The sequence below is a fragment of the Niveispirillum sp. CC-CTL257 genome, from assembly GCF_059489915.1.
Map to the genome: position 1 here is coordinate 1668715 of NZ_JCAJXE010000001.1, position 25226 is coordinate 1693940.

Sequence of the window (25226 nt, forward strand, 5' to 3'; positions counted from 1 at the left end):
TGCGCGCCACTGGCCCCTCCCCCGGCCCTGGCCCCTTCACCACCCCGACTTGGCGCCCATGCTGACCAGCCTGCCCAATATCCTGACCCTGTCGCGCATCGCCGTGATCCCCGTGATCGTGGCCCTGTTCTTCTTTCCCGGCAAATGGAGCGCCTGGACGGCGCTGGGTCTTTACGCGGCGGCCTGCATCACCGACTGGTTTGACGGCTATCTGGCCCGCATCTGGCGGGAGGAAAGCCTGATCGGCAAGTTCCTGGACCCGATTGCCGACAAGCTGCTGGTGGCTGCCGTGCTGATGGTGCTGGCGGCGGTGGGCAAGATCGAGGGGCTGGCCGTCATCCCCGCCATCATCATCCTGCTGCGGGAAGTGATGGTATCAGGCCTGCGTGAATTCCTGGCGGGTCTGCGCATCTCCGTTCCGGTCAGCCAGCTTGCCAAATGGAAGACGGCTATCCAGATGGGAGCCATCGGCTGGCTGATCGTGGGAGCCGACGGGCCGGAAGGCTGGCCCGTCACCCTGATCGGGGAGGTTGGGCTGTGGCTGGCCGCCGCGCTGACCCTGCTGACGGGTTGGGATTATCTGCGCGCGGGCCTGCGCCATATGCTGAACCCGGAGGGGTGATCTGATGCTGAAGCTGCTCTATTTCGCCTGGCTGCGCACCAAGATCGGCATGGCCGAAGAACGCGTTGCCGTGCCCGACGGCGTGACGGATGTCGCCGGCCTGATCGACTGGCTGCGCGGGCGTGGGGATGGTTATGCCGAGGCGCTGGCCAACCTGGATGTCGTCAAGGTGGCCGTGAACCAGGAATATGTGCCCTTCACCCACCCGGTGGTGGCGGGTGATGAGGTGGCGCTGTTCCCGCCGGTGACGGGCGGCTGATGGCCGTCAGGGTCCAGCGGAACGATTTCGACATCGGGGCCGAACTGGCGGCCTTGTCCGATGGCGATACCGGGATCGGCGGTGTGTGCAGCTTCACCGGTCTGGTCCGCGACATGCACCCGCAGGCGGGCGAAGGGCCGGGCACCGTCAAGGCCCTGACCTTGGAACATTATCCCGGTATGACCGAACGGCAGCTGGAAGCCATTGAGGCCGAAGCAAAGGCCCGGTGGCCGCTGTCGGCCAGCCTGATCATCCATCGTTATGGGCGGATGGAGCCGGGGGAACGCATCGTGCTTGTCGCCTGCGCGTCCGCCCACCGGGAGGCGGCGTTCGATGCCTGCCGGTTCATCATGGACTGGCTGAAGACCAAGGCCCCGTTCTGGAAACTGGAAGATACCGCCAGCGAAGGCGACCGGTGGGTCGAAGCGCGCCACAGCGACCAGAATGCCACCGACCGCTGGTCTGACCTTTCGAGGTAACACCTACCGCTAATTCGCATCGCCCATGCGGTGTGGGCGGCAAGGTTGCAGGCGACAAGCGGCGCCGCTTGTGCCAAATATTAGGACCAGCGAAACTTTGCCCGCATCGAAATGTATGTGAAGGACGATCCCGCCACGATCCTGGTCGTTGGCGGGGACAAATCCAGCTATCCGGTACCGGCCGTGCTGAAACGGCTTTCGCCCGCCGTCGATCTGCGCTTTCTGAAGGCGGACGACGAACTGCTGGCTGCCTGCCGGTCGCGGTGGCCGGCGCTGCTTGTCCTTGACCTGGATGGTGTGGGCACGCCGCTGGGCCTTGTCGCCAATGTGAAGGCCGCCGATTTGCCGGTGGAGCCGACCATCATCATGATCGGCGACGATGTCATGCCACATCAACGCACCGCCGCCGTGGAACTGGGTGTGCTGGAGGTGATGGAGCGGCCGGAGACGGTGGCGGAACTGCAAACCCGCCTCTTGTCGCATCTGCGGCTGCGCGACCGGCTGATCAAGGCCGAACAGGCCGCCGAGGAGCGCAACCAACGCCTGACAGAGGCGATGGAGCTGCTGAAGATTGCCGAACGCCGTTTGCTGGAGCAGCGGCCGGAACCGCGCGACAGCCGCCCCACCACCGACATGATCGCCAATGCCTCGCATGAGCTGCGGACGCCGCTGCATGCCATCATCGGCTTTTCCGAACTGATCCGGGATGCGGCCCACGGCCCCCATACCGACGCGCGTTATCCCGAATATGCTGTCGATATTCATCAGGCCGCGACGCATATGCTGGCCATTGTCGATGGCACGCTGGATCTGGCGCGGGCGGAGGCCGGGGCGGACCCGCTGGATATCCGCGAGATCGATATCGGCCGCACCGTCCAGGACAGCGCCCGCATGCTGCGCCAGCTGGCCGAAGGGACGGGCATCACGCTGGATATCAAGGTCCCCGACATTCCGCTGCGCATCCGCACCGATCCGGAGAAAATCCGCCAGATCGTCATCAACCTTGCCTCCAACGCCATCAAATTCACCCCGCGCGGCGGCCGTGTGACGGTGGAAGTGGCAGGGCTGGATGATGGGGGTGCCGTCATCCTGGTCATCCGGGACACCGGCGTCGGCATCGCCAACCAGGATATCGCGACCGCCATGAAGCCTTTCGGTCAGGTGCGCCAACCGGATAAGCCGCACCCCAAAGGCACCGGCCTGGGCCTGCCGCTGACCCGCCGTTTCGTGGAAATGCTGGGCGGTGCCTTGGACATCTCGTCCGTTCCCGGTCAGGGCACTGTGGTCAGCGTCCGCCTGCCGCCCAGCGCGCCGGGCGATATCTCCGCCTGACGCTGAATATTAAAGAAAAACAGACCTCTGCTATGTTCAGGGGAAGGATTGCAGCCTAAGGCTTTATTAGAATGTTAGTCACTATCCCGACGCATAGATTGTGCGGGAAAGCACACAGGCATATGACATTGGACATAGTCCACCTCAAACCCGATCTACATTTCGGGAGGGATCATGTTCAGCAACATCTCGATACGCACCCGTGTGATCGCCGCCTTTGGCGTGGTCCTGGCCTTGACGCTTTTGCTTGGACTGCTGTCGCTGACGCGCCTCAACAGCGTAGCGGATAGCGGCGTGGTCATTGGGACAAATGCTTTGCCCTCGGTTAAGGAAATTGAGGATATTTACACCTCTGCCCTGCGAACCAGGGTCAACCAGTATCAGCATGTGCTGGCACTGACTGACAAGGAGATGGATGCCCTTGAAGGAAGAATGGAGGGTGCCCAAAAAGAACTCGAACAATCCCGGAAAAACTATGAGCCGTTGATAAGCTCAAAGGAAGAAAAGTCCATTTATGATGACGCCATGTCGAAATGGGCCGAGTATATGTCTAACTGGAAATCTGTTCATGCGCTATCCCGGCAGAACAAATCAGAAGAAGCCAGTGCCCTGATGCGAGATCAGCAGACGCCACTCTTCTACAAGTTCCAGGAAGATATCAACAAACTGATCAAATTGAACGAGGATGCGGCGGCCCAACTCGTTGGTGATCTGCAGACGACCACTCGCATGTCGTTGATCATCACGGCAGTGGTCCTGGCCCTGGCTACGGCACTGGCATTGGCTGCCGGCTGGTCCCTGATTTCCGGGGTTGTAAAGCCGGTGCGCGGCATGACCGACACCATGAACCGGTTGGCCAAGCATGAGCTGACCGTGGCCGTGGAGGGTGGCGACCGGGGGGATGAAATCGGCGACATGGCCCGCGCGGTGCAGGTGTTCAAGGATGGGCTGATCGAGGCCGACCGTCTGGCCGAGGTGCAGAAACAGGAGCAGGCCGCCAAGGAAGCCCGCGCAGTCCGCGTCAACGACCTGATCAAGGCCTTCGATGAGCAATCCTCCGCCGTGCTGCGCACCGTCAGTTCCGCCGCCACCGAACTGGACGCGACAGCGCAGAGCATGAGCGCCATTGCCGAAGAGACCAACCGTCAGGCCGCCGCCGCCGCTGCCGCCGCTGAACAGACCACGGCCAACGTTCAGACTGTCGCCGCCGCCGCAGAGGAAATGGCCGCCTCCATCACCGAGATCAATACCCAGGTCAACCGCTCCAAGACCATTTCCGACCGCGCCTATACGGAGGTCCGCCAGACCGACAATACCGTGGCTGGTCTGGCCGAGGCGGCGGGCAAGATCGGGGCTGTGGTGCAGTTGATCCAGGACATTGCCGGCCAGACCAACCTGCTGGCACTGAACGCCACCATTGAGGCGGCACGCGCCGGGGAAGCCGGCAAGGGCTTTGCCGTCGTGGCGTCGGAAGTGAAGGCGCTCGCCAATCAGACGGCCAAGGCGACAGAGGAGATCGCGGCCCAGGTCTCGTCGGTGCAGCAGGCGACCGACAGTTCCGTCTCCGCCATTCGGTCCATCGGCACCACCATCCAGTCAGTTTCGGAAATCGGCGCCTCCATCGCCGCTGCCATGGAACAGCAAGGTGCCTCCACGTCCGAGATCAGCCGCAATGTGACCCAGGCAGCCACCGGCACGCAGGAAGTCTCCGCCAATGTAAGCCAGGTGACCGAGGCCGCCGCCCAGACCGGGGCATCCGCCACCCAGGTTCTGGGTGCTGCCAAGGAACTGGCCCAGCAAGCTGAGCATCTGCGGGCGCGCGTCGAGCGGTTCCTGTCTGATATCCGCGCCGCCTGAGCCGGACAGTATACAACCGGCCCCCTGCGATCCCCGGTGGCAATGCCGGCCTGAATCACAGGGGGCCGCAATCATTGCCGGATCAAGCAGGGGGTCCACCGACAGCGTTTAAGACTTCACCCCGCCGCAACTGCCGTCGTCCGCCATCGTCGGGGCGTTATCCAAGTACCCGTCGTGAATATCCCGCGAGCCGTGACACGAATATTGTCCACCGTGACATCGGCCCGGCTTCGGGGCCTTCCGCCACCCGGTTTTGCAATCCATCAGCCGCCATTGCATGCATGTGTCGCATGGCGGCGAGCATATGACCCCTCCGTCTTTCCGTTCCGGAAATTCGCCAGCAGTTCCCAGAACCTCACTCAACTCACTGTTATAAAACAGTTTTCATGATGACATCCGGATTGATGTCAAGCGAAGCCTATCCCGCGCGCACAAATCTGCACAAAAAACAGGCAAATCCAGGAGAGCCGCAGGCCGCAATGTTCCGGCGCGGTTACCGCCCCTTTAGCCACAGACTTATCCACAGATTCTGGGGAGAGCTTGTGTCTCTCCCCCAGGCAAAGGTCAGGGGGTGGTTTCGCTGACGGCGCGGGCCGGCACCATCACCATGGCCTCGCCATCGATGACAACCCTGTCCCCCACGGTGCAGATCGTGGACAGCATGGCGCGGCGCTTCTCTGGGACCAGACCCGTCACCGTAACAGTCGTCGTCACCGTCTCCCCGATGCGCACGGGCGAGCGGAAGCGCAGGTTCTGGGACATGTAGATACAGCCCGGCCCCGGCAGGCGGGTGCCCAGAACGGTGGTAATGAAGCAGGCCGACAGCATCCCATGCGCGATGCGCCCGCCGAACGGGGTGGCGCGGGCATAATCCTCATTCAGATGCATGGGGTTGGTGTCGCCGGAAATACCGGCAAACATGACAATGTCGGTTTCCGTGATGGTCCGGGCATAGATGCCTTTCATGCCCATAAACAGATCTTCAAAATAAAAGCCAGTCAGATCGGCCGGGTCCAGGCCGGTGCGGCGGGTGATACTATCCATCGTGACGATGCTCCCAGGCTTGGCGGATGGGGCCCCTGCCCCTTAAGCTGCCGCCACAACCATAGGCTTGGCCCGGCAAGGCGGTCAAACAGGCGGAAAGGATGAGAGGCGGCGTGGAGAATAACGGAGCTTGGGCGCATGAGATGCTGTCGCTGCCCGATGGCACAAGGTTGCGCCTGTCACGCTGGCAACCGCCCGGCCCACCCCCGCCCGATGACGCCATCACCATGCTGATCCTGCCCGGCCGCGCGGCGCAGGTGGAACGCTATACCGAACTGGCCGCGGACCTGAGCCACCGGGGCCTGCATGTCCTGTCGATGGATTGGCGCGGCCAGGGTGGCTCCTCCCGCCTGCTGCCCGATCCGATGGTGGGCCACGCCCTGGATTTCGATGCGTTCCTGGACGATCTGGACGCGGCGCTGGCGCATTGGAAGAGCCAGTTCAAGGGTCCGCTGGTCGGGTTGGGCCATTCCATGGGCGGTCATATCCTGATGCGCCATGTCGCGGAACGGCCCCACCCGTTCGCCGGGATCATCGCGTGTGCCCCCATGCTGGGCATCAATGTGCCGATGCCGCAGGGGCTGGCCTGGCAGTTGACCCGCTGGGCCGTGCGCACGGGGCGGGCCGATAAATACGCCCTGATGCAGGGACCCGACAAGCCGCTGCCCTTCAAGGGCAACCGCCTGACCAGCGATCCGCGCCGGTTTGCCCTGATGCAGGATGTCATGGCGCGGGACCCGGCTGTGGCCCTCGGGGGTGCCAGTTGGGGCTGGCTGCATGGGGCGCTGTCTTCTATCCGGCATTACTTTGAGAAGGACCGGCTTGAGAATGTGACGGTGCCAACATTAATCCTGTCGGCCCGCGCCGACCGGATTGTGCGCCCAAATAGCCACGACCGGGCGGCACGGCGCCTGCCCCACTGCACCCTGGTGCCCTTTCCTGTGGGCGAACATGAACTGCTGATTGAGGCGGACCCGATCCGGGCGGAGGTTCTGTCAGCCATTGATAATTTTCTGGCGGACCTGCCAGGGATAGACGAGCATGCAGAGAATTCTTAAGGGTTAATCCTTGAGGTTCCGCTTCCCAGCCTGCCAGAAGAAAGACGACATGAATATCAGCCGTCTGTCCATCTCCGCCCGTATCCTGGGCATCATCGCCCTGCTCAGCCTGTTGACTGTCGGTGTCGGCCTGTTCGCCTCCACCCGGCTGGTCAGTACGGACCAGCAATATTCACGATTGCTGAACGGCGATCAGACAGCAGCGCTGGAGATTGTGCGTGCCGTGCGCGAACTGACAGCAGTCAGCCGGCAGGGCTACAAGCTTCTGTCCATGCCCGATGAAAAGCGCATTCAGGAAGCGCATGACCGCGGCATCCGCAATTTCGGGCAGGCATCGGGCCATCTGGACCGCACGCGGGAAACGGCCCCGCGCTATGCCGCCCGTATCGCGGAAATCCAGCAAGACCTTCTGGCCAGTCAGGAGATTTTCAAGGAAATCGCCCCGGTGGTGAAGGCGGGCAATCCGGGGGACGCTCTGGCCTTTGTCAGCGGCCGGTTTGATCCCGCCATGGACGGATTGCGTGACAAGGCCCTGAAACTGTCGGACGAGCTGCGGGACGCGGTCCACGCGGAATCGGTTGCCGCCACGGCGGATGCCAAACAATCCCACCTGCTGGTGCTGTCCACCATGGGGGTGGGCATTGTCCTGCTGGGCGGTCTAGCCTTCTACATCTCCACCTACACGATCGCGCGGCCCGTGGAGGCGGTGACGGGCGCCATGGCGAAGGTGGCCGATGGCGACCTGTCGGTTGCCATCCCCGGGCTGGGACGGCATGACGAGATTGGCCGGCTGGCATCGGCGCTGCAAACCTTCAAGGCGAACGCCGCCGAGGCGCGGCGGCTGGGCGAGGAAGTGAAGCAGGCCGAGCAACGGGCCGAGGCAGAGTGCCGGCAAGGTCTGATGACCCTAGCCGACAGTTTCGAAACCGGAGTCATGGGCATCGTGTCCCGCGTCGCATCGGCGGCAAACCATCTGAATGACAGCGCCGTGACCCTGTCGGCGTCGGCCGAACAGGCGCGGGGGCAGACGGGTGTGGTTTCCGCCGCCACCGACCAGACCAGCGCCAATGTGCAGACGGTCGCGGCCTCGGCGGAGCAGATGACCGCGTCCATCGGCGAGATCACACGGCAGGTCGGCACCTCGGCCAGCATCGCGCGGGCCGCCGCCGAGCGCGCCCAGGCCACCAACGGCACCATCCAGGCCCTGGCAACCGAGGCCGATGCCATCGGTGCGGTGGTCAAGCTGATCGCGGAGATCGCCAGTCAGACCAATCTGCTGGCCTTGAATGCCACCATTGAGGCGGCCCGCGCGGGTGAGGCCGGCAAGGGCTTCGCTGTCGTTGCGTCGGAGGTGAAGAACCTCGCCAGCCAGACGGCCAAGGCGACGGAGGACATCTCCGCCCGCATCGCGGCCATCCAGCAGGCCAGCGGCGGGGCGGTGGCCGCGACGACCGAGATCACCCGCACCATCGCAGAGATCAACGAAATCGCCACCAGCATCGCCGCCGCCGTGGAAGAACAGGACGCCGCCACCCGCGAAATCGCCCGCAATGTGCAGCAGGCGGCCATCGGCACGGCGGAGATCGCGGGCAATATCGGTGGCGTGCGCATGGCCGTGGAAAGTACCAGCGGCAGTGCCCATGACCTTCTGACCTCGGCCAGTGAACTGACGCGGGAAGCCGATGATCTGCGCCAGCAGGTGGAGGGGTTCATTACCCGTGTAAGGGCCGGTTGACGGTAAGAAAACCCGGAAATGATGCTTATGGTCATACAGGACGATGTTGCAGCACTGAAACATCATCCATAGTTTTGGGGATCGGTTCCTTAAACCTGGGGAGGATCATGCGTCGGCTCAGATCACTGGCATTTCTGTGCGGGTTGCTTATGGCACCGCTGCCGGTGGCAGGGGCAGAGGAATGGTCTTTCACTACTCTTGAATGGCCGCCCTTTTCCGGCAGCCTGCCGCAGGGAGGTGCTATGAGCACCGTCCTGCGGGCAGCATTCGCCACGCAAGGCGACGGTTTTACCCTGACCATCCTGCCGTGGAAGCGGGCGGTGTCCACCGGCATGCAGATGGACGGTGATCATGTGGGCTTCTTCACCGCCACGGCGACCGAATGTGCGGCGGCGGGTGGCATCTTGTCAGAACTGCCCATCGGCACCTTCCGCCACGCCCTGGCTGAACGCCAGACGGACCCGATCAAATGGCAAAACGCCAGCGATCTACAAAACCTGCTGATCGGGATCGTCGATGGTTACGATAACGGCCCCATCATTGACGGGCTGCGGGGCAAAGGCACGTTGCGGGTCGAGGTCGCGGCGTCGGATATTGCTAACCTGCGAAAGCTGCAGGCGGGCCGTATCAATGCGGCCGTGGTAGAGGTATCACAATTCGCTTTCCTGAAATCTGAACTGGACCGCGACCGCAATGCCAAGGGCTTCGCGCCATTGTCGCTGAGCGCGTTGTCAATCGGCCCCCCTGAAACACTGCATGCCTGTTTCAATCAAAGCGACCGCGCCAAACGCGCCCGCCTAAGCCTGCTGCGCGGATTGACACGGATTGATCGGGAAAAGCTGGCCGACCAATATCTGGAAAGCCTGCATCAGGACGTGGCGGCGTCGAACTGAGGGGTGACCCGCGGGCCACCCCTTCGCCGAAAGTCACAGCACGGTCAGCATGCTGGCCACCAGCGGGTGGCGCACGATGTCCGCATCGGCCAGACGCACGATGGAAATGCCCTCCACCACCTCCAGTCGGCGGGCAATGTCGGCCAGACCGGACACGCCGGGCAGCAGGTCCGACTGATCCGGGTCGCCCGTCAGCACCATGGTGGAGTGCCAGCCCAGACGGGTCAGCAGCATCTTGATCTGGGCGTAGGTGCAGTTCTGCGCCTCATCAATCACCACGAAGGCATTGTTCAGCGTGCGGCCGCGCATGTAACCGACGGGCGCGATCTCGATGGAGCCGTCGGCCATCATAGCCTTCAGCCGCTTGGACCCCAGCCGGTCCGACAGCGCGTCGTAAAGCGGGCGCAGGAACGGCGCCATCTTCTCGTTCACGTCACCGGGCAGGAAGCCGATGCTTTCGCCGGCCTCGATGGCGGGGCGGGAAAGAACGATGCGGTCCACCTCCCCCTTCTCCAGGGCGGTGACAGCGGATGAAATAGCCAGATAAGTCTTGCCCGTGCCCGCCGGCCCCAGCGCCAGGGTCAGGTTATGGTCCTTGATGGCCTGCATCAGCAGAGCTTGGCCCGCACTCATCGGTTTGACGGTGCGGACATAGGATTGATCGCGCCGCTCCTCCCCCGCATTGCCCAACGGGTCCCACCCCGTCGATTGGCGGGGGAACAGGGGCTGGACCTTGTTATCGCTGCTGCTGGACGCGGGCTTGGACTGGCGCTTGGCCATCTGGCATCTCCTCACTTACGGCAAAGGACATTGTCCGGTTGAAGCGGGAACGCGGCGGGACGGCGACGGGGCAATAAAAAACCGCACCCTCGGGTCGAGTGGTGCGGTTGGTGTGCGTGCCGTCGGACGGTCGATGCTGCTGCGGGCGGTGCGCCGGGCGACGCGTTTCGCGGTGCCGCACGGCCTGTTATGGCTGCTGCGCTGCGGGATGATGCTGCTGGGCAATATGCCATCAACATGTATCCGGTCCCCCCCCATTTAGGATCAACAATAGGAACGTTACCCCATAAATTTTCAGCCGTCACCAGCCATTGCGGATGAAACGGAATATTCACACACTATCTGGTGACATACACCTTTCGGAGACGGTATCCGAGTCGGGCTTCGCGGGTGCAATAGGAATGTTGGCGGAAACGGGACCGGAACCCGGCGGCAAGGCAACGGCAGCGACCGGTTGCGCATCCCCCGCCCCGCCACCTCTCCCGCGGCAGAGAATGGGGTTTCAAGATGCGCCATGGCCGTTATTGCAAGCATTCATACAGGCCCACCCGGAATAGATATTGTGGAACATTGGCGCAATGTCGCAAGATGTGCCGCATGAAAAGCTTGCGTCGGCGCGCGAAAAGCGGTTGAACGGCGGGATGATGTGAATGCGGACGGGAATGGGGCGGCGGGGCCGCGCCGTTCCCTTGTGCCGTATACGGGGACAGGTGGGGTCTGACACGGATATGAGCAATCAGGTCGCCTTCAGGGACGCGCCGTTTCAGTTGCGCGGCAGCACCTTCACCATGATGGTGCTGAAGGTCAGCGACCCCCACAATCCGAATTTCTTCCCCGTCCTGTCGGGCAAGATCGCGCAGGCCCCGAACTTCTTCCGCAATGCAGGCGTGGTCCTGGATCTGGACGATCTGCCGGCCGGCATGCCGTTCGATATGGACGCGTTCTGCAAGCTGTTGAAGAATCTGGGCCTGATGGCCGTGGGCCTTCTGGGCGGCACCAAGCAGCAGCAGGATGCGGCGCTGTCGCGCGGCATGGCGCTGATCGCGACGCCGCGCGGCAAGGTGGAGACGTTCGATCCGCTGGCCGGCACGGGCCGCAGCCCGGCCCAGGGTCTGGCCAATGTGCAGGGCCACGGACAGCCACAGGCCCAGGCCGCACCCAACCCGGCCCCGCCGCCGGCCCCCATGCCGGAACCGGCACCGCAGCGCAACACGATGGTGATCGCCGAGAATGTGCGGTCGGGCCGTCAGATTTATGCGCCCGGCGGTGACCTTGTGGTGATCGGTTCCGTCAGCCCTGGCGCGGAACTGCTGGCGGACGGTTCCATCCATGTCTACGGTGCGCTGCGCGGTCGGGCCCTGGCTGGCGTCAGCGGCGACCAGAATGCCCGGATTTTCTGCCAGAGCCTGGATGCCGAACTGGTCTCCATCGCCGGCCTCTATCGCGTATCGGAAGATATCGGCAAGGATATCCGTCGTCGTCAGGTTCAAATTTACCTGAACAATGGCTATCTGCATATCGACCCACTGGCCACGAATGTGGCCTGACGAGTCCAGTGGCCACGAACGTGGCCTGAGTAATCTGCGGGCTGCCTGTGCAGCCTGCTGAACAGTTTGATCAACCTTTGAGCTTGGGAGACGCCTCTTGGCCAAGATCATTACGATGACCTCCGGCAAGGGCGGCGTGGGGAAGACCACTTCGAGCGCCGCCTTCGGCACCGGCCTTGCCCTGCGTGGGTTCAAGACCTGCATCATCGATTTCGATGTGGGCCTGCGCAATCTTGACCTGATCATGGGATGCGAACGCCGCGTGGTGTTCGATTTCATCAATGTGATCAATGGCGAGGCGCGGCTGAGCCAGGCCCTGATCAAGGATAAGCGGGTCGAGAACCTGTACATCCTTCCCACCAGCCAGACGCGCGACAAGGACGCGCTGACCCAGGAGGGTGTCGGCAAGATCCTGGACGAGCTGAAGAAGGAATTCGACTACATCCTGTGTGACAGCCCGGCCGGCATCGAGAAGGGCGCGTTGATGGCCCTCTACTGGGCCGACCACGCCATCATCGTGACCAACCCCGAAGTGTCGTCGGTGCGCGACAGCGACCGTATCCTGGGCGTGATCCAGGCCAAGTCGCGCCGCGCCGAACAGGGTCTGGAGCCGGTGAAGGAGCATCTGCTGGTCACCCGCTACGACCCGGAGCGGGTGGAAAAGGGTGAGATGCTGAAGGTGGAGGATGTGCTGGAAATCCTAGCCATCCCGCTGTTGGGCATTGTCCCGGAAAGCCCCGCCGTGCTGAAGGCGTCGAATGTGGGCATGCCCGTCGTTCTGGACGACAAGTCCAATGCCGGCCTCGCCTATGCCGATGCCGTCGGCCGCTTCCTGGGCGAAACCATCGAGCATCGTTTCATCAAGCCCGAAAAGAAGGGCTTCCTGGACCGCCTGCTGCGGAGGACCGCATGAGCCTGCTTGACCTTTTCCGCAAGTCGAAGCCGCCCACGGTGGCGGCCCAGGCCAAGGAACGGCTGCAGATCGTTCTGGCGCATGAACGCTCTGGCCGCGACAGCCCCGATTTCCTGCCGGCGTTGCAGCAGGAACTGCTGGCCGTCATCAAGAAGTACGTGTCCATCGACGACGACAAGGTGGCGGTGAAGCTGGAACGCGAAAGCGGCTGTTCCATGCTGGAGGTGAATGTGGAGCTGCCGGGTCCGGCCAAGCGCGGAACCGCCGCCACCATCAACTGACGCATTGAAAATCAGCGGCCCTAAACATCTTGCCCGCCCCCTACCGGGGCGGGCATTGTGTTATCTGACATTCCCCCCGCTGAACCTGGATGCGACCTTGGTTCGACTTGGCCTGCCCCGGTTGCTGGTCTGTGTGCTGACGCTGCTGACGGCGTCGGCGGCGCTGCCTGTGCGGGCCGGTACCGATCTTGTCGTCGCCACCTCCGGTCTGGTCAGTGCCGATGACCCGCATCAGGCGCGCACGGGCGCCGATTTCCAATTTTATGAGCATCTGTTCGATACGCTGGTGACGCGCGACGGCTTCAATGTCGCGCCCAGGCTAGCCAGCAACTGGTCCAGCGCGGACAACCGCACCTGGACATTTCAGATCGACCCCGCCGCGCGCTTCGCCAATGGCCGCCCGGTGACGCCACGCGATGTCGCCTACAGCCTGTGCCGCTATCAGACCCTGATGCGCGGCCTGGGTCGGGAAGGGTTGGGGCTGTTGAGCCGCGTCGCCACGGATGGCGCCAATGGCCGCGTCACCGTGATGCTGGAGACACCGTACCGGCTGCTGCCGGCGGCCCTGTCGCTGCTGTTCATCGTGGCGGCCCCGCCCGATGCCGGCGATGGACCGCTGGGGTGCGATGCAAAGCAGGCGACGGCCAGCCGGGGACAACCGCAGACGGGCAGCGGACCCTATATCCCCGCCACGGAGCCGCCGACGGCTGACCGGCGTGTGCTGGTGCCGTCGCCACATTGCTGGCGCGACTGTTCAGTCTGGCGACGCGTCGTGCTGTGGTCGCAACCTGATGCGCGCGACCGGTTGCGCCTGCTGGTCATGGGCGACGCGGATGTGATGGAGGATGTGATCCCCAACCAGTTGCCCTATCTGGGCAAGATGCAGGGGGTGACCATCACGGAACTGCCGACCGACCGCACCCTGCTGCTGACCTTCAACCTGCGCGCCAGCCTGCGGGACGGAAACCCCAACCCGCTGGCCGATATCCGCGTCCGCCGCGCCATCGCCATGGCCGTGGACCGGCATGTGCTGGTCGATCGGGGGCTGGAGGGGTTTGCCGGTCCAGCCTGGCAGTTGGCACAGCCGGGGATGGAGGGCTATCTGGCCGACCGGTCCCGCGCCACCCATCCCGACCCGGATCAGGCCCGCGCCCTGCTGGCGGAGGCTGGATATCCCCACGGGTTGCGGCTGCCGCTGTTGCTGCCCGCGACCCGTATCACCGACCGGCCCCGCGTTGCCGATGCCCTGGCCGGCATGTTGCGCCCCATCGGGATAGAGGCGGAAATCATCCCCGTTCCCGCCGCAGAGGCCCGCGCCCGCGTTGCCGCCGGGGATTTTCTGGTGATGTTCGCCGGGCTGGGCCTGACGGCAGGATCGGCCATGGAAGGGTATGCTTCCATCGCCGGTTCGACGGAGAAGGACAGCATCATCAATCCCAGCGGTTATCGCAACCCGAAGCTGGATACGCTGCTGCGGCAGGCGCGCGCCGCCGATCCAAAGGATATCCTGCGGTTGACGGCACAGGCCACCGCAATCCTGGAGGAGGATCTGCCGGTGCTGCCGCTGATGCATATCCGCGATCTGGTGGCGCACCGGGCCGGACTGACCCTGCATGCCCGTGACACGGCCCGCGCGTTCGGCCGCATCACATCGCCTGTGACAGCCGACGCACGGCCAACCGACGCGATGCCGATTGAGCGAAACTGACACACAATCGTAACCATCCACTGCGTGACACTTTTCGTTGCGGCGGAAAGGAGTCATGATCTCCCCACGCACATATCCTTGTGCGGGTCGAAACGGGGATGCGCTGGATGGCCGGACGCCGAACCCCAATAATGCTGCTGTGCCTGCTGGGGCTGCTGTTCCTGCCCCTGACGGTGACCGTCGGGTCATGGGCCGCCGGCCCTTCCGAACGGCTGACCATACTGATCACCAACGCCCCGACCTCGCTGGACCCGCACCGGGCCTATACGGGCGCTGATTTTCAGCTGATGGGTCATCTCTATGACAGTCTGGCCAACCGGGAGATGTTCAATCCCATGCCCGGCCTGCTGTCGGCCTGGGAAAGCCAGGATCAGCGCGTCTGGCGTCTGCGCCTGTCCCCTGGTTACTGGTTCGGCAAGGACCGACCGGTGACGGCCCGTGACATTGCCTACAGCCTGTGTCGCTGGGCCGCCCTGAACCGGGGCGGGACCGGCCAGAACCTGTCCGTGCGCCGCGCCAGCGTTCAGCCCGACAACAGCATCCTCCTGGAACTCGACCGACCCTATGCACGGATCAGTTCAGCCTTTTTCCTGATTTTCGGGGTGGAGGCGCCGTCCGCCTTCACCGACCGTTCCTGCACGCCGGACATGCCGGTAGGCCTGCTGCTGACCGCCAGCCCGCCGGGTGGCAGCGGCCCCTATCGCCTGTCGGCGCATGAAGCAGCACAATACAGGCTGTCGGCGGCAGCACCGGTCAAGGGCCGGCCCCCGGCCACGTTCGAGGAACTGATCCTGCGGGTAGAGCCCGACGGGCAGGCCCGTGTCCGCGCCCTGGCCGATGGGCAGGCCGACATTATCGAAGACCCGCCCCCGGCACCGCTCGCCTATCTGCCCGGCCTGTCGCATATCAGCCTGACGGAACTGCCCACCGACCGCACCTTCTTCCTGTCGCTGAACCTGTCCGGTAGCGGGCCGGGCAATCCGTTGGCACGGGGGAACCCGGCGCTGGCCGATCTGCGCGTGCGCCGCGCCCTGGCACTGTCCATCAGCAAGCCCCTGCTGGCGCAACGCGCGACGGATGGTTACGGGCTGCCGGCCAACCAGTTGGGCGGACCGGGCATGCGTGGCTTCATGCCCGACCGGCCCGCCGATACCTATGACCCCGCCACCGCCCGCGACCTGCTGCGGGCCGCCGGTTATGGGGAGGGGCTGACCCTTGACCTGCTGACCGCTCCCTCCCGGGGTAGTGATGGCGGGCGCACGGCGGATGTGCTGGCCGGTATGCTGTCCGCCGCCGGGATCAAAGTAAATGTGCGGCGGGTCACGCGGGAGGAGTTCCGCGAGCAGGTCCGGGACGGGCGGTTTGATCTGGCTCTGGACCTTGTCGGTATTGAGGATGGGATCGTTCTAAGCGGTTATGACGCGATGCTGCGCCCCACACCAACCCGCACCCTGATGAATCCCGGCAAGTATCAGGACGCGGAGATTACGCGCCTGCTGCTGTCCGCCGAAACCGATCCCGCCGCCATCGATCCGGCCATGCGGGACATTCAGGTCATCCTGGACCGTGACACGCCCTTCATCCCGTTGCTGCATCTGCGCGATCTGGTACTGCACCGGGCCGACCTGATCGTGGCCCCGCGCGATACCGCCCGCGTGTTCGGCCGCGCCGTCACCCTGCGCGACGGCGCGCCGGTAAGGTAGGGGGAACTTCAGCCCTTCTTGGCAGCAAACACATGTGCCGGGCCGGGAAAGGCACGGGCGCGCACCTCAGCGGCATAGGATGCAGCGGCCTCGGACACCTGCTCGCCGATCTCCGCATACCGCTTCACGAATTTGGGCGTGAAGCCCGCAAACAGGCCCAGCATATCGTCAGACACCAGCACCTGCCCGTCACAGGCGGCACTGGCGCCGATGCCGATAGTGACCACGGGGATCTGTTCGGTTATCTGACGGGCCAGCGGCTCCACCACGCCTTCCACCACAATGGCGAAGGCCCCGGCCTCCGCAATGGCCTTGGCATCACCCAATATCTTGGCCTGTTCGGCATCCGACCGGCCGCGCGCACGATAGCCGCCCAGCGCGTTCACGGCCTGTGGCGTCAGACCGACATGGCCCATGACGGGGATACCCCGGCGGACCAGGAACTCCACCGTCTCCGCCATCTCCTCCCCGCCCTCCAGCTTCACCGCCGACGCGCCGGTTTCGGCCAGGACGCGGGCGGCATTGCGAAAGGCCTGGGCCGGGCTTTCCTGATAGGAGGCCCAGGGCAGATCGACCACGACACAGGCCTTGGACGACCCGCGCACAACGGCGGCACCATGGTTGATCATCATGTCCAGCGTGACAGGCAGCGTGCTGTCCAACCCGTAGAGCACCATGCCCAGACTGTCGCCCACCAGCAGACAATCGCAATGCTCATCCAGAAGCTTGGCCATGGAAACGCTGTAGGCCGTCAGCACCACGACCGGTTCCTGTCCCTTGCGGGCAGCGATATCGGGCACGCTGACGCGCTTCACCTGGGCGCTGGCGCTCATGCCTCTTCTCCTCCGGCCATGTTTATTTGTGCGTTGCGGCATCCCGTACCGCAGAACGGGCCATGCGTAAAGGGGGACCGGCCAGCGGTCCCCCTTTACGCATCAGGCCATCGCCATGGCACCGGCCCGCCGGCCCAGTGCCAGGGGCGGCGGAAGGTTGGCCGGCAGCATTGGGGTCGCCTCCACCTGCGACCGGACCCGGCGCACAACCTTCTTGTAGGCTCCGCTTTCGATCTGGCGGATACGCTCCTTGCTGACGCCGTACTGCCGGGCCAGCGTCTCCAGCGTCACCGGCTGTTCAGCCAGATTACGGGCCGCGAAAATATGGCGCTCGCGGTCGCCCAACTGGGTCAGCGCATCCTTCATCAGGGCGCGTCGCGCCGTCAGCTCCCCCTTCTCGGCCAGCTTTTCCTCCACGCTTTCCGTTTCATCGGCCAGCATGTCGATGGCTTCATGATCGCCATCCTCCCCCACCGGCACGTTCAGGGAACTGACGGGCGTGGCGAAGCGATGTTCCATCTCGCGCACATCCTCGATGCTGGCGCTCAAGGTTTCCGCGACCTTCGCGGCCTCCGCATCGCTCATCACCCGGTCATGGATGCCCAGACGGCGCTGCGTCTGACGCAGGTTGAAGAACAGGCGCTTCAGGGTGGCCGTGTTGCCACCTTTCAGCAGCGACCAGTTATGCAGGACGAAGGACTGCACCTCCGCCCGGATCCACCACAGGGCATAGGTGGCCAGACGGAAACCGCGCGTGGGATCGAAACGCTGCACCGCCTTCACCAGGCCAATATTCGCCTCCGACACCAGATCGGCGGCGGGCAGGCCGGAACGGGCATATTTGCCGGCCACCTTCACCGCCAGACGCATATGGGACCGGACAAGCTTGTCGAAGGCGCGGCGATCCTGGCGCTCCGTCCAATCGCGGGCAAGCTGGGCCTCCTGCTCGGGCAGCAGCATCGGATACCGGTTGGCCTGGGCCGTGAAGGTCCGCAGAATGTCGGCGCTTTCGCTGTAACTCGCCATGATCTGTCTCCCCGGAAGATGCTGGCCGCACGGGCGGCCGCATGCATCCTCCGTCTTAGAATAATTCTAAGATAGGATGCGGGGGATGGTGCCGCAAGACCGGCTGGCGTCATATCGCCAAGGACATAGCGGCCCTACGCTTCCCGCATCACTGCATGGGAAACCAACAACGAAGGGTGGCGAATGGTTCCCGACGATCAGGCGTTCGGCAGGCCGGACAGGGCATCCAGCACAATGCCCTCGGTCAATATCTGCGGCAGGATCACCGGTTCGGGCTTGCCCGGCAGATAGACAAGGTAAAGCGGCACACCGCTGCGCCCGTAGCTTTCCAGGACACGGGCGATGGTGGCGTCGCGGTTGGTCCAGTCGCCCTTCAGATAGGTGACACCCTTTTCCTTCATGGCGGCCTTCACCGACGCGGTGGACAGGGAGGTGCGTTCATTCACCAGACAGGTGACGCACCAAGCCGCCGTGAAATTCACAAAGACAGGTTTCCCCTGCCCCGTCAGTTCGGCCTGCTTCTCCGCGGTCCAAGGCTGATAATCCGTGCTGGCTTGCTTGGCCCCGGCGGACTGTTCCGGTGCCGGAACGGTCCGCGCTGTGCTGGCGCCTGCCACAGCACCGCCCAGGGCCAGCACGGCGAGGACAGTGCCGAAGGCCCGCCCCACCCCACCCGACAGCCGCGTCTGGCCATAGACCCAGGCGGCGAAGGCGATGGCGACCATACCGGCCAGAACGGTGGCCAGCGCCGCCGGCCCCGCCTGTATCGACAGGACCCAGACCAGCCAGGCGGCAGACGCATAGAGCGGGAAGGCCAACGCCTGTTTCACCCGCTCCATCCACAGACCCGGTCGCGGCAACCGCCTCAGCAGGGCCGGACTGAACGACAAAGCCAGGAAGGGCAGCGCCATGCCCAGCCCCAGGGCCAGGAACACCGACAGGGCCACGGGCCAGGGCTGGGTGATGGCGAAACCCAGGGCCGTGCCCATGAAGGGTGCCGTGCAGGGGGTGGCGACCACCGTTGCCAATACGCCGGTAAAGAAGCTGCCAGCCAGCCCATCACGGCCCGCCAACCCCTGCCCTACCCCCATCACCGACCCGCCCAGCGTAAACACGCCCGACAGGGAGAGGCCCAGCAGCAGCATGACATAGGCCAGGATGGCGACCACCAGCGGGTCCTGCAGCTGGAACCCCCAACCGATGGCCGCCCCCCCGGCGCGCAAGGCGATCAGGATGCCCGCCACCAGGGCAAAGCAGGCTAGAACCCCCGCCGTATAGGCCAGCCCATGCCGGCGGGCATGGCCGGGACCATGCTTCAACAGGGCCAGGGCCTTCATGGACAGGACGGGGAATACACAGGGCATCAGGTTCAGCACCGCCCCGCCCAGCAGGGCCAGCAGCAGGGCCGTGGCCCAGCTTGTCTGAGCATCCCCACCCGTGGGTGCCGGCGCAGCAGCACCTACCGCCGCCTCCACCGCAAACGCGTGGCGAACCGACTGCCCGTCCAGTTCCTCGGTAAAGGACAGGACACCCGTCACCGGCCCGGCGGGCATGGCACCGCCGGGCACCAGCGACAGGCTCAGGCCGTCAGCCCCCAGGCGCAGTTCCTGCGCGGCGTTGGAGGAGGCGACCTTGTAATCATGCGGGAAGAAGAAGACCTCGCTGATCTTCCCCTTGTCCAGACCGGGGGCCGCAAGGGTCAGGCGGTGGGACTTCTCCCCCGGCGTCAGGGTCGCTGTATAGGGGCTTGGTACGGGCAGACTGGCGCGGGCCTTGGTAAACAAGGCCGCCGCCTCCGGCTCCACGGCTGCCGTTCCGGCCACCACCGGCACCGCGATCGACAGATCGGCCGATTCGGGGATGCAGATATCCTCGCAGACCAGCCAGTCGACCTTGGCGTCCAGCGTCACCGCCTGCCCCGGCACGGCATTGGCGGGAACCGTCAGGGGAACCAACAGATGCACCTGATCGGCATAACCGAAATTGACCAGGGGTCCGATGGGGAAGCGCTGCGGTGCGGGCCAGGTGATGGCATCGGCCTTCCAGCCTTCCGGCAGGGTCCATTTGATCTCGGTCGGGATGCCGCTGTCGCCCGGATTGATCCAGTAGGTGTGCCAATGCGGGCGGATATTCTGGGTCAGGGCGGCCCACACCGTCTGTCCGGGGGCCACACCCTGGGTTTCCAGGGTGATGAAGGTTTCCACATTGTCGGTCGTCACCAGATTGGACCGGACAGGGGCCGCCTGCACGGCACCGGCCAGCAACAGGGCGCACAAGGTGGAAAGGCCGAATTTCTTCATCACCGGAACCCATGGGAAAGCAAAGGCGCCTCTCTATGTAGTGTGACCTCGGCTCCGGGGCCAGTGCGGCTTTGTTTCAAGTTGTGTCAGCGCCAGGGCCATTGCCCGCCCGCCCTGGCCCCTGTAGGGTCGCAACCCCGCCCCGCGCCCGTGCATCTTGCCGGATGCGCCCCATCGCCCCCATCTTCGGCGGCATGAAATCCAACGCCGTTCCCAAGGAAGCATCATGGCGACCCATCGTTCCAAGGTCCTGATCATCGGCGCCGGCCCGGCCGGCTATACCGCCGCCATCTATGCCGCCCGCGCCAGCCTGGAGCCGGTGCTGGTACAGGGCATGACGCCGGGCGGACAGCTGACCATCACCAAGGACGTGGAAAACTATCCCGGTTTCGCCGACCCGGTGGAAGGCCCGTTCCTGATGGAGCAGATGCGGGCGCAGGCCGAACGTTACGGTACCAAAATGTTTTACGACATCATCACCGATGTCGATTTCACCCAGCGCCCCTTCGTGTGCAAGGCCGACAGCGGTGATGAGTTCGTCGCCGACGCCGTCATCATCGCGACGGGCGCACAGGCCCGCTGGCTGGGCATTCCGGGCGAAGAGCATTATCAGGGCGGCGGCGTTTCGGCCTGCGCCACCTGCGACGGGTTCTTCTTCCGGGGCAAGGAAGTGGCCGTTATCGGCGGCGGCAACACCGCCCTGGAAGAGGCCCTGTACCTGACCCACCATGCCAGCAAGGTTACCCTGATCCATCGCCGCGACAGTTTCCGCGGTGAACGCATCCTTCAGGAACGCGTCGCCGCCCATCCCAAGATCGAAGTGGTCTGGGACAGCGTGGTGGAAGAGATCCTGGGCAAGGGTGGCTCCAGCTTCACCGACCCGAAGCTGGTGACGGGCGTGCGCCTGCGCAATGTGAAGACCGACGCTGTCACGGAACGGTCGCTTGACGGCGTGTTCGTGGCCATCGGCCATGACCCGGCCACCAGCGTGTTCAAGGGCAAGGTTCGCATGGATGACGAAGGCTATATCGTCACCGACCCGGACAGCACCCGCACCGACATCCCTGGCGTCTATGCCGCCGGCGATGTGAAGGACAAGGTGTTCCGTCAGGCCGTGACGGCGGCAGGCATGGGCTGCATGGCGGCACTGGAAGTCGAAAAGTTCCTGGCCGGTCACTGATTCGACATCGGCCCCAAGGATTATGTGAAAACGGCCAAGGAATGGCGGCGGAGTCGCCGTTTCCATTTCCTGGCCGTTCTTCATTTTACCACTTTCGCAGGGGGATTCCCGCCCGGTCCCTCGGTGATGTGTTGCAAGAACAATACGATAGCTAGCGGTAAATCGACATTTTGGTGACAAGCCCTAGCATTGGCGGCGGGGGCTGTATATCATCCATGCGTCGGGCGCATTCCCGTGTCCGACCAACAGACAGGGCGCCTGGGACGTCATCCGGCGTTCGGCAGTTGCGCCACTATCTAGGGACGGGTCCATGGACTGGGACAAGCTTCGCGTCTTTCACGCTGTGGCGGAGGCGGGCAGCTTCACGCATGCGGGGGAAACCCTGAACCTCAGCCAGTCGGCGGTCAGCCGGCAGATCAGCGCTCTGGAGGAAAGCCTCCATGTGCCGCTGTTTCATCGCCACGCGCGCGGGCTGATCCTGACGGAACAGGGTGAGTTGCTCTACCGCACCGCGCGGGAGGTGTTCGCCAAGCTCTCGATGACGGAGGCCATGCTCTCCGAATCGAAGGAGCATCCGAAGGGCCCGCTGAAGGTCACCACCACCATCGCGCTCGGCTCCACTTGGCTGACGCCGCGGGTGAAGGATTTCCTGTCGCTCTATCCGGATGTGCAGCTGACGCTGCTGCTGGACGATAACGAGCTGGATCTGTCGATGCGCGAGGCGGATATCGCCATCCGCCTGTCGGCCCCGCGCCAGCCAGATTTGATCCAGCGCCATCTGATGACGGTGCGCGTCCACCTGTACGCCCACAAGTCCTACATCGAAAAGCGCGGCATGCCGCAATCGGTGGCGGAACTGGATCAGCACGACCTGATCGCCTATCCGAACGAAGCGCGGGCCCCGGTCACCAACATCAACTGGGCCTTGCATGTCGGCGATCCGCCGGGTGGCGAACGCCATACCGCGCTGCGCGTCAATAGCCTGTACGCCATGTTCCGCGCCGTTCAGTCCGGCCTGGGCATTGCGTCCCTGCCCGACTATGTCGTCGACAACCAGCCCGATATCGTCCGTATCCTGCCGGAAGTGAGCGGGCCGCGCATCGACGCCTATTTCGTGTACGCGGAGGAATTGCGCCATTCCAAGCGCATCGCCGTGTTCCGTGACTTCCTCGTGAAGAAGGTTGCTGAGACCTTCCCTGCGAGCCATGCATCGAACGCATAACTCAGGCTTGGCTTCACCCCTGGTATAATCGGCCCGGATGCTTAAATCTTGGGCCATCGCTGCTGCGACGCAGCAGCGACGTTTCACCCCGATTTACCCGGTCGGGGTTGGGTCCTTGACCCAGCGTCTCCCAGACGTGAAGCCTCCCTGTTCAACTCGGCCGGAAACCGTTTGGTTTTCCGGCCGTTTTTTTATCTGCCTCACTCCTGACCAGCCACCGCCCAAAATTCCGGCACGGGTCAGACCGTGTCAGCCTATCCGATTGTGCAATTCACGATGGCGGGTGCAGGGATTATGATGTCGCCCATGAATAGCGGGGCAGCCGATCATGGCGATCAACGGCATCAACAGCACTGGTACCTATACCGCCCCGGCCCCACCCGCGCCGGAGGGGGCACCCGGGCGTCGTTCCGCCGACCCGGCACCGGCCCCACCGCCGCCACAGCCGGCACCTGCCCCCCGTCTGCCCGAACGTAACCTGTCGCCTGTCCCGCCCGTGCGGCTGGAGCCGGTGCAGCCGGTACAGTATCGCGGCTATATCATCGACATATCGGCATAAAGACCGGCAGGCCGCCTCAGGCACTCTGTTTGCGCTTATCAGGATTATGGGCGCCCAGTGCGGGGGGATCGGACAGGTCACCCTCATGCGGCTTCACATCGACGATGCTGTAGCCGCCATCCTCGGGAAACCGCATCAGCACCTTGCGGCGCGCACGCGGCATGTCGGAGGCAAAGAAGAACACATAGCGGCCTTCATCCCACAGACGTGTGATGTTGGTGGGTTCCAGCGGCGAGGCCGCTTCCGGCCGGCGGCGGACACAGATGATCCAGCCGGTTTCCGACAGGCCGCGCCGTTCATCCATCACCAGAACGCGGCGATCCTCCGCCTCCAACTGTTCGATCATGCGATGCAGGTGATCGGTACGGGCCTGCATTTCTTCCGCTTCATGATCGTCCTGGCCGGCGGTCAGGCGCTGGCTCAGGCTTTCGCGGGCCAGCGAACGGATCTTGTTGCTGAGCGCCTGTTGGCGACGCCGCAGCTCGATCATCGCCCTTCTCGCTTCCTTAAGGCTGCGATTGGCCTTCAACACTGTCGGCTTCATCGACAGGAAGACGATCATCAGCATCAGGGCAATGGAGAAGCCGTTCATGCCGGCTCCATTTCCGGATCATCGGCGATTTCCACACCGGCCCCTTCGTCACTATCCTTGGGTGCCGCCGCCCCGGTCAGGGGCTGGGCATAGACGGCCTTGAAGCCTGACGCCTTGGGATAGACGCGCTCGAACTCCGCCTTCGCCTCTTCCGGCCCGCGCGCCCAGACATGGACGGGACAAGGCTGCGCCCAGGAATTATCGTAGAAGGGATGCTTCTCCCCCCGCTTCACCTGATGCGAAACGGAGCTGTTGAAGACCAGGAACTCATAGGGTTTGTTGGGAAACTGCTCCGCCCCGATCATGCGGACGAAACGGTGCGGGCTGTTTTCCAGCTCCCGGATACGGCCCTTCAGGGCTTTCTCCTGTCGCTGCGCCGAGAACAGGTGTGTTGCGGCACCGGCGGCCGTGTTCTTTCGGGCCTCAACACGGTTGGTCAGGCCGGTGGCGATACGGGCGTACCGCGCCAGCCGGTCGCGTAGCATCGTTTCCTGCCCCTGCGCACGGATAACCCTGACCCAGATATAGGCGACCATCGAGACTGCCACGTTCGCAGCCACGGAGGCCAGAAACGTGATCACGGCAAACCGGACCAGATCGATGATGCCATTCAGCACAAGGTGCCCCGGAAAGTATCCAATCGATTTATTGTAGTGAAAGTTTCAATTCCTTGAAAGAGGCAATAAACAGGACCGAATTCGCAGCCAGACCATTATCTTCTCGACTGAAAGTTCCGTGTTCTTTTCAATGGCTGGTGTATTGCGCCCCGCCTGTGCCCAAGGGCTTGCGTATCTTACCCGCGCGGTTCAGCCCACCCTTGCGGTTTGGCCGCCGCTATGTGTGAATGGCGGCAGACAGATGGCGGAGTAGCCGGCATGGAACAGCGCATCACCCTGATCACCCTGCGCGTCGCCGATGTGGCGCGGTCGCGGGCCTTCTATGAAGGCCTGGGCTGGAAGGCTGCGTCGGGCAGCCAGCCCGGCTTCGCCTTTTTTCAGATGGGTGGCATGGGCCTGGGCCTTCTGGCGGCGGACAGCCATGACAAGGAAATCGCCGGCGATGCCGGCAAGGTGACGCATGGCCCCAGCATGCTGGCGCATAATGTGCGCAGCAAGGCCGATGTGGATCGGCTGGTCTCCTTCGCGCTGACCCAGGGTGGGCGGCTGGTGCGGGCACCGGCGGATCAGTTCTGGGGCGGTTATTCCGGCATGTTCGCCGATCCCGACGGTCATTATTGGGAAATCGCCCATAACCCGTTCTGGCCCCTGGCCGAGGACGGGTCGGTCACCCTGGACTGACCGGA

General features: G+C 64.0%; 24 protein-coding genes. 17 read left to right on the plus strand and 7 right to left on the minus strand.

Annotated features, from left to right (window positions below):
* The first annotated feature begins 58 nt into the window (after positions 1 to 58).
* The 5 genes from pgsA to ABC729_RS07975 all read left to right on the plus strand — a co-directional run bounded on the left by pgsA (position 59) and on the right by ABC729_RS07975 (position 4549).
* Positions 59 to 622, plus strand: a complete 564-nt coding sequence (gene pgsA, locus ABC729_RS07955; protein WP_495607090.1) for a CDP-diacylglycerol--glycerol-3-phosphate 3-phosphatidyltransferase — start codon at positions 59 to 61, stop codon at positions 620 to 622.
* Positions 623 to 629: 7 nt separating this feature from the next.
* Positions 630 to 881 carry a molybdopterin converting factor subunit 1 gene (gene moaD, locus ABC729_RS07960; RefSeq protein WP_495608659.1) on the plus strand — a complete coding sequence of 84 codons (252 nt, stop codon included), beginning with the start codon at positions 630 to 632 and terminating at the stop codon, positions 879 to 881.
* Entirely contained in the window at positions 881 to 1360 is a 480-nt protein-coding gene (locus ABC729_RS07965; RefSeq protein WP_495607091.1) for a molybdenum cofactor biosynthesis protein MoaE, read from the plus strand. The genes moaD and ABC729_RS07965 overlap by 1 nt, the downstream gene beginning before the upstream one ends.
* Before the next feature lie 111 nt (positions 1361 to 1471).
* The gene (locus tag ABC729_RS07970; RefSeq protein WP_495607092.1) at positions 1472 to 2692 is read left to right on the plus strand and encodes a sensor histidine kinase; all 1221 of its coding nucleotides are present in this window, start codon (positions 1472 to 1474) and stop codon (positions 2690 to 2692) included.
* 174 nt (positions 2693 to 2866) lie between these two features.
* Positions 2867 to 4549, plus strand: a complete 1683-nt coding sequence (locus tag ABC729_RS07975) for a methyl-accepting chemotaxis protein (protein WP_495607093.1) — start codon at positions 2867 to 2869, stop codon at positions 4547 to 4549.
* Positions 4550 to 5113: 564 nt separating this feature from the next.
* Here the strand turns inward: ABC729_RS07975 and ABC729_RS07980 are convergent.
* The gene (locus tag ABC729_RS07980; RefSeq protein ID WP_495607094.1) at positions 5114 to 5593 is read right to left on the minus strand and encodes a MaoC family dehydratase; all 480 of its coding nucleotides are present in this window, start codon (positions 5591 to 5593) and stop codon (positions 5114 to 5116) included.
* Between the two features lie 113 nt (positions 5594 to 5706).
* On the opposite strand from ABC729_RS07980, the gene ABC729_RS07985 reads away from it, so the two are divergent.
* From ABC729_RS07985 to ABC729_RS07995, 3 genes are all read left to right on the plus strand, one after another.
* Positions 5707 to 6651 carry an alpha/beta fold hydrolase gene (locus tag ABC729_RS07985; protein ID WP_495607095.1) on the plus strand — a complete coding sequence of 315 codons (945 nt, stop codon included), beginning with the start codon at positions 5707 to 5709 and terminating at the stop codon, positions 6649 to 6651.
* A gap of 49 nt (positions 6652 to 6700) precedes the next feature.
* The gene (locus ABC729_RS07990) at positions 6701 to 8386 is read left to right on the plus strand and encodes a methyl-accepting chemotaxis protein (protein ID WP_495607096.1); all 1686 of its coding nucleotides are present in this window, start codon (positions 6701 to 6703) and stop codon (positions 8384 to 8386) included.
* 242 nt (positions 8387 to 8628) lie between these two features.
* A complete protein-coding gene (locus tag ABC729_RS07995; RefSeq protein WP_495607097.1) occupies positions 8629 to 9279 on the plus strand; it encodes a hypothetical protein in 651 nt (216 codons plus the stop codon).
* A gap of 33 nt (positions 9280 to 9312) precedes the next feature.
* Here the strand turns inward: ABC729_RS07995 and ABC729_RS08000 are convergent, their stop codons facing one another.
* Positions 9313 to 10059, minus strand: coding sequence for a PhoH family protein (locus tag ABC729_RS08000; protein WP_495607098.1), 747 nt, complete (start codon positions 10057 to 10059; stop codon positions 9313 to 9315).
* Positions 10060 to 10787: 728 nt separating this feature from the next.
* On the opposite strand from ABC729_RS08000, the gene minC reads away from it, so the two are divergent.
* The 5 genes from minC to ABC729_RS08025 all read left to right on the plus strand — a co-directional run bounded on the left by minC (position 10788) and on the right by ABC729_RS08025 (position 16211).
* Positions 10788 to 11606, plus strand: coding sequence for a septum site-determining protein MinC (gene minC, locus ABC729_RS08005; RefSeq protein ID WP_495607099.1), 819 nt, complete (start codon positions 10788 to 10790; stop codon positions 11604 to 11606).
* Between the two features lie 97 nt (positions 11607 to 11703).
* Positions 11704 to 12519 carry a septum site-determining protein MinD gene (gene minD, locus ABC729_RS08010; RefSeq protein ID WP_495607100.1) on the plus strand — a complete coding sequence of 272 codons (816 nt, stop codon included), beginning with the start codon at positions 11704 to 11706 and terminating at the stop codon, positions 12517 to 12519.
* On the plus strand, positions 12516 to 12800 hold the full coding sequence (gene minE / locus ABC729_RS08015) for a cell division topological specificity factor MinE (RefSeq protein WP_102110923.1): 285 nt from the start codon (positions 12516 to 12518) through the stop codon (positions 12798 to 12800). Before minD ends, minE begins: the two co-directional genes overlap by 4 nt.
* Before the next feature lie 97 nt (positions 12801 to 12897).
* Positions 12898 to 14508 carry an ABC transporter substrate-binding protein gene (locus tag ABC729_RS08020; RefSeq protein WP_495607101.1) on the plus strand — a complete coding sequence of 537 codons (1611 nt, stop codon included), beginning with the start codon at positions 12898 to 12900 and terminating at the stop codon, positions 14506 to 14508.
* A gap of 107 nt (positions 14509 to 14615) precedes the next feature.
* A complete protein-coding gene (locus ABC729_RS08025) occupies positions 14616 to 16211 on the plus strand; it encodes an ABC transporter substrate-binding protein (RefSeq protein WP_495607102.1) in 1596 nt (531 codons plus the stop codon).
* Positions 16212 to 16219: 8 nt separating this feature from the next.
* On the opposite strand, the gene panB is transcribed toward ABC729_RS08025, so the two are convergent.
* The 3 genes from panB to ABC729_RS08040 form a co-directional block, all read right to left on the minus strand.
* On the minus strand, positions 16220 to 17044 hold the full coding sequence (gene panB / locus ABC729_RS08030) for a 3-methyl-2-oxobutanoate hydroxymethyltransferase (protein ID WP_495607103.1): 825 nt from the start codon (positions 17042 to 17044) through the stop codon (positions 16220 to 16222).
* 102 nt (positions 17045 to 17146) lie between these two features.
* Positions 17147 to 18070, minus strand: a complete 924-nt coding sequence (locus ABC729_RS08035) for an RNA polymerase factor sigma-32 (protein WP_495607104.1) — start codon at positions 18068 to 18070, stop codon at positions 17147 to 17149.
* 197 nt (positions 18071 to 18267) lie between these two features.
* Positions 18268 to 20370, minus strand: coding sequence for a protein-disulfide reductase DsbD family protein (locus ABC729_RS08040; protein WP_495607105.1), 2103 nt, complete (start codon positions 20368 to 20370; stop codon positions 18268 to 18270).
* Between the two features lie 226 nt (positions 20371 to 20596).
* Here ABC729_RS08040 and trxB point away from each other — a divergent pair, with 226 nt between their 5' ends.
* From trxB to ABC729_RS08055, 3 genes are all read left to right on the plus strand, one after another.
* Positions 20597 to 21550, plus strand: coding sequence for a thioredoxin-disulfide reductase (gene trxB, locus ABC729_RS08045; RefSeq protein ID WP_495607106.1), 954 nt, complete (start codon positions 20597 to 20599; stop codon positions 21548 to 21550).
* Between the two features lie 310 nt (positions 21551 to 21860).
* On the plus strand, positions 21861 to 22772 hold the full coding sequence (locus ABC729_RS08050; RefSeq protein ID WP_495607107.1) for a LysR family transcriptional regulator: 912 nt from the start codon (positions 21861 to 21863) through the stop codon (positions 22770 to 22772).
* Positions 22773 to 23100: 328 nt separating this feature from the next.
* Positions 23101 to 23331 (plus strand): hypothetical protein, encoded by a 231-nt coding sequence (locus ABC729_RS08055; protein ID WP_495607108.1) that lies wholly within the window; start codon positions 23101 to 23103, stop codon positions 23329 to 23331.
* 16 nt (positions 23332 to 23347) lie between these two features.
* Here ABC729_RS08055 and ABC729_RS08060 read toward each other — a convergent pair whose 3' ends face one another.
* On the minus strand, positions 23348 to 23923 hold the full coding sequence (locus ABC729_RS08060; RefSeq protein WP_495607109.1) for a hypothetical protein: 576 nt from the start codon (positions 23921 to 23923) through the stop codon (positions 23348 to 23350).
* Complete coding sequence (locus tag ABC729_RS08065; protein ID WP_495607110.1) at positions 23920 to 24540, minus strand: hypothetical protein; 621 nt, start codon at positions 24538 to 24540, stop codon at positions 23920 to 23922. The genes ABC729_RS08060 and ABC729_RS08065 overlap by 4 nt, the downstream gene beginning before the upstream one ends.
* Before the next feature lie 258 nt (positions 24541 to 24798).
* Here ABC729_RS08065 and ABC729_RS08070 point away from each other — a divergent pair, with 258 nt between their 5' ends.
* Complete coding sequence (locus ABC729_RS08070) at positions 24799 to 25221, plus strand: VOC family protein (protein ID WP_495607111.1); 423 nt, start codon at positions 24799 to 24801, stop codon at positions 25219 to 25221.
* Positions 25222 to 25226: the final 5 nt, after the last annotated feature.

Bases quoted from the DNA above. Each gene is read 5' to 3' on its own strand.
- pgsA (WP_495607090.1), top strand. From the start codon at position 59: ATGCTGACCAGCCTGCCCAATATCCTGACCCTGTCGCGCATCGCCGTG.
- minE (WP_102110923.1), top strand. From the start codon at position 12,516: ATGAGCCTGCTTGACCTTTTCCGCAAGTCGAAGCCGCCCACGGTGGCG.
- ABC729_RS07980 (WP_495607094.1), bottom strand. From the start codon at position 5,593: ATGGATAGTATCACCCGCCGCACCGGCCTGGACCCGGCCGATCTGACT.
- minC (WP_495607099.1), top strand. From the start codon at position 10,788: ATGAGCAATCAGGTCGCCTTCAGGGACGCGCCGTTTCAGTTGCGCGGC.
- trxB (WP_495607106.1), top strand. From the start codon at position 20,597: ATGGCGACCCATCGTTCCAAGGTCCTGATCATCGGCGCCGGCCCGGCC.
- ABC729_RS08035 (WP_495607104.1), bottom strand. From the start codon at position 18,070: ATGGCGAGTTACAGCGAAAGCGCCGACATTCTGCGGACCTTCACGGCC.
- ABC729_RS08040 (WP_495607105.1), bottom strand. From the start codon at position 20,370: ATGAAGAAATTCGGCCTTTCCACCTTGTGCGCCCTGTTGCTGGCCGGT.
- ABC729_RS08060 (WP_495607109.1), bottom strand. From the start codon at position 23,923: ATGAACGGCTTCTCCATTGCCCTGATGCTGATGATCGTCTTCCTGTCG.
- ABC729_RS08000 (WP_495607098.1), bottom strand. From the start codon at position 10,059: ATGGCCAAGCGCCAGTCCAAGCCCGCGTCCAGCAGCAGCGATAACAAG.
- ABC729_RS08055 (WP_495607108.1), top strand. From the start codon at position 23,101: ATGGCGATCAACGGCATCAACAGCACTGGTACCTATACCGCCCCGGCC.
- ABC729_RS07965 (WP_495607091.1), top strand. From the start codon at position 881: ATGGCCGTCAGGGTCCAGCGGAACGATTTCGACATCGGGGCCGAACTG.
- ABC729_RS07975 (WP_495607093.1), top strand. From the start codon at position 2,867: ATGTTCAGCAACATCTCGATACGCACCCGTGTGATCGCCGCCTTTGGC.
- ABC729_RS08070 (WP_495607111.1), top strand. From the start codon at position 24,799: ATGGAACAGCGCATCACCCTGATCACCCTGCGCGTCGCCGATGTGGCG.
- ABC729_RS07995 (WP_495607097.1), top strand. From the start codon at position 8,629: ATGAGCACCGTCCTGCGGGCAGCATTCGCCACGCAAGGCGACGGTTTT.
- ABC729_RS07990 (WP_495607096.1), top strand. From the start codon at position 6,701: ATGAATATCAGCCGTCTGTCCATCTCCGCCCGTATCCTGGGCATCATC.
- ABC729_RS08025 (WP_495607102.1), top strand. From the start codon at position 14,616: ATGGCCGGACGCCGAACCCCAATAATGCTGCTGTGCCTGCTGGGGCTG.
- ABC729_RS07970 (WP_495607092.1), top strand. From the start codon at position 1,472: ATGTATGTGAAGGACGATCCCGCCACGATCCTGGTCGTTGGCGGGGAC.
- ABC729_RS08050 (WP_495607107.1), top strand. From the start codon at position 21,861: ATGGACTGGGACAAGCTTCGCGTCTTTCACGCTGTGGCGGAGGCGGGC.
- panB (WP_495607103.1), bottom strand. From the start codon at position 17,044: ATGAGCGCCAGCGCCCAGGTGAAGCGCGTCAGCGTGCCCGATATCGCT.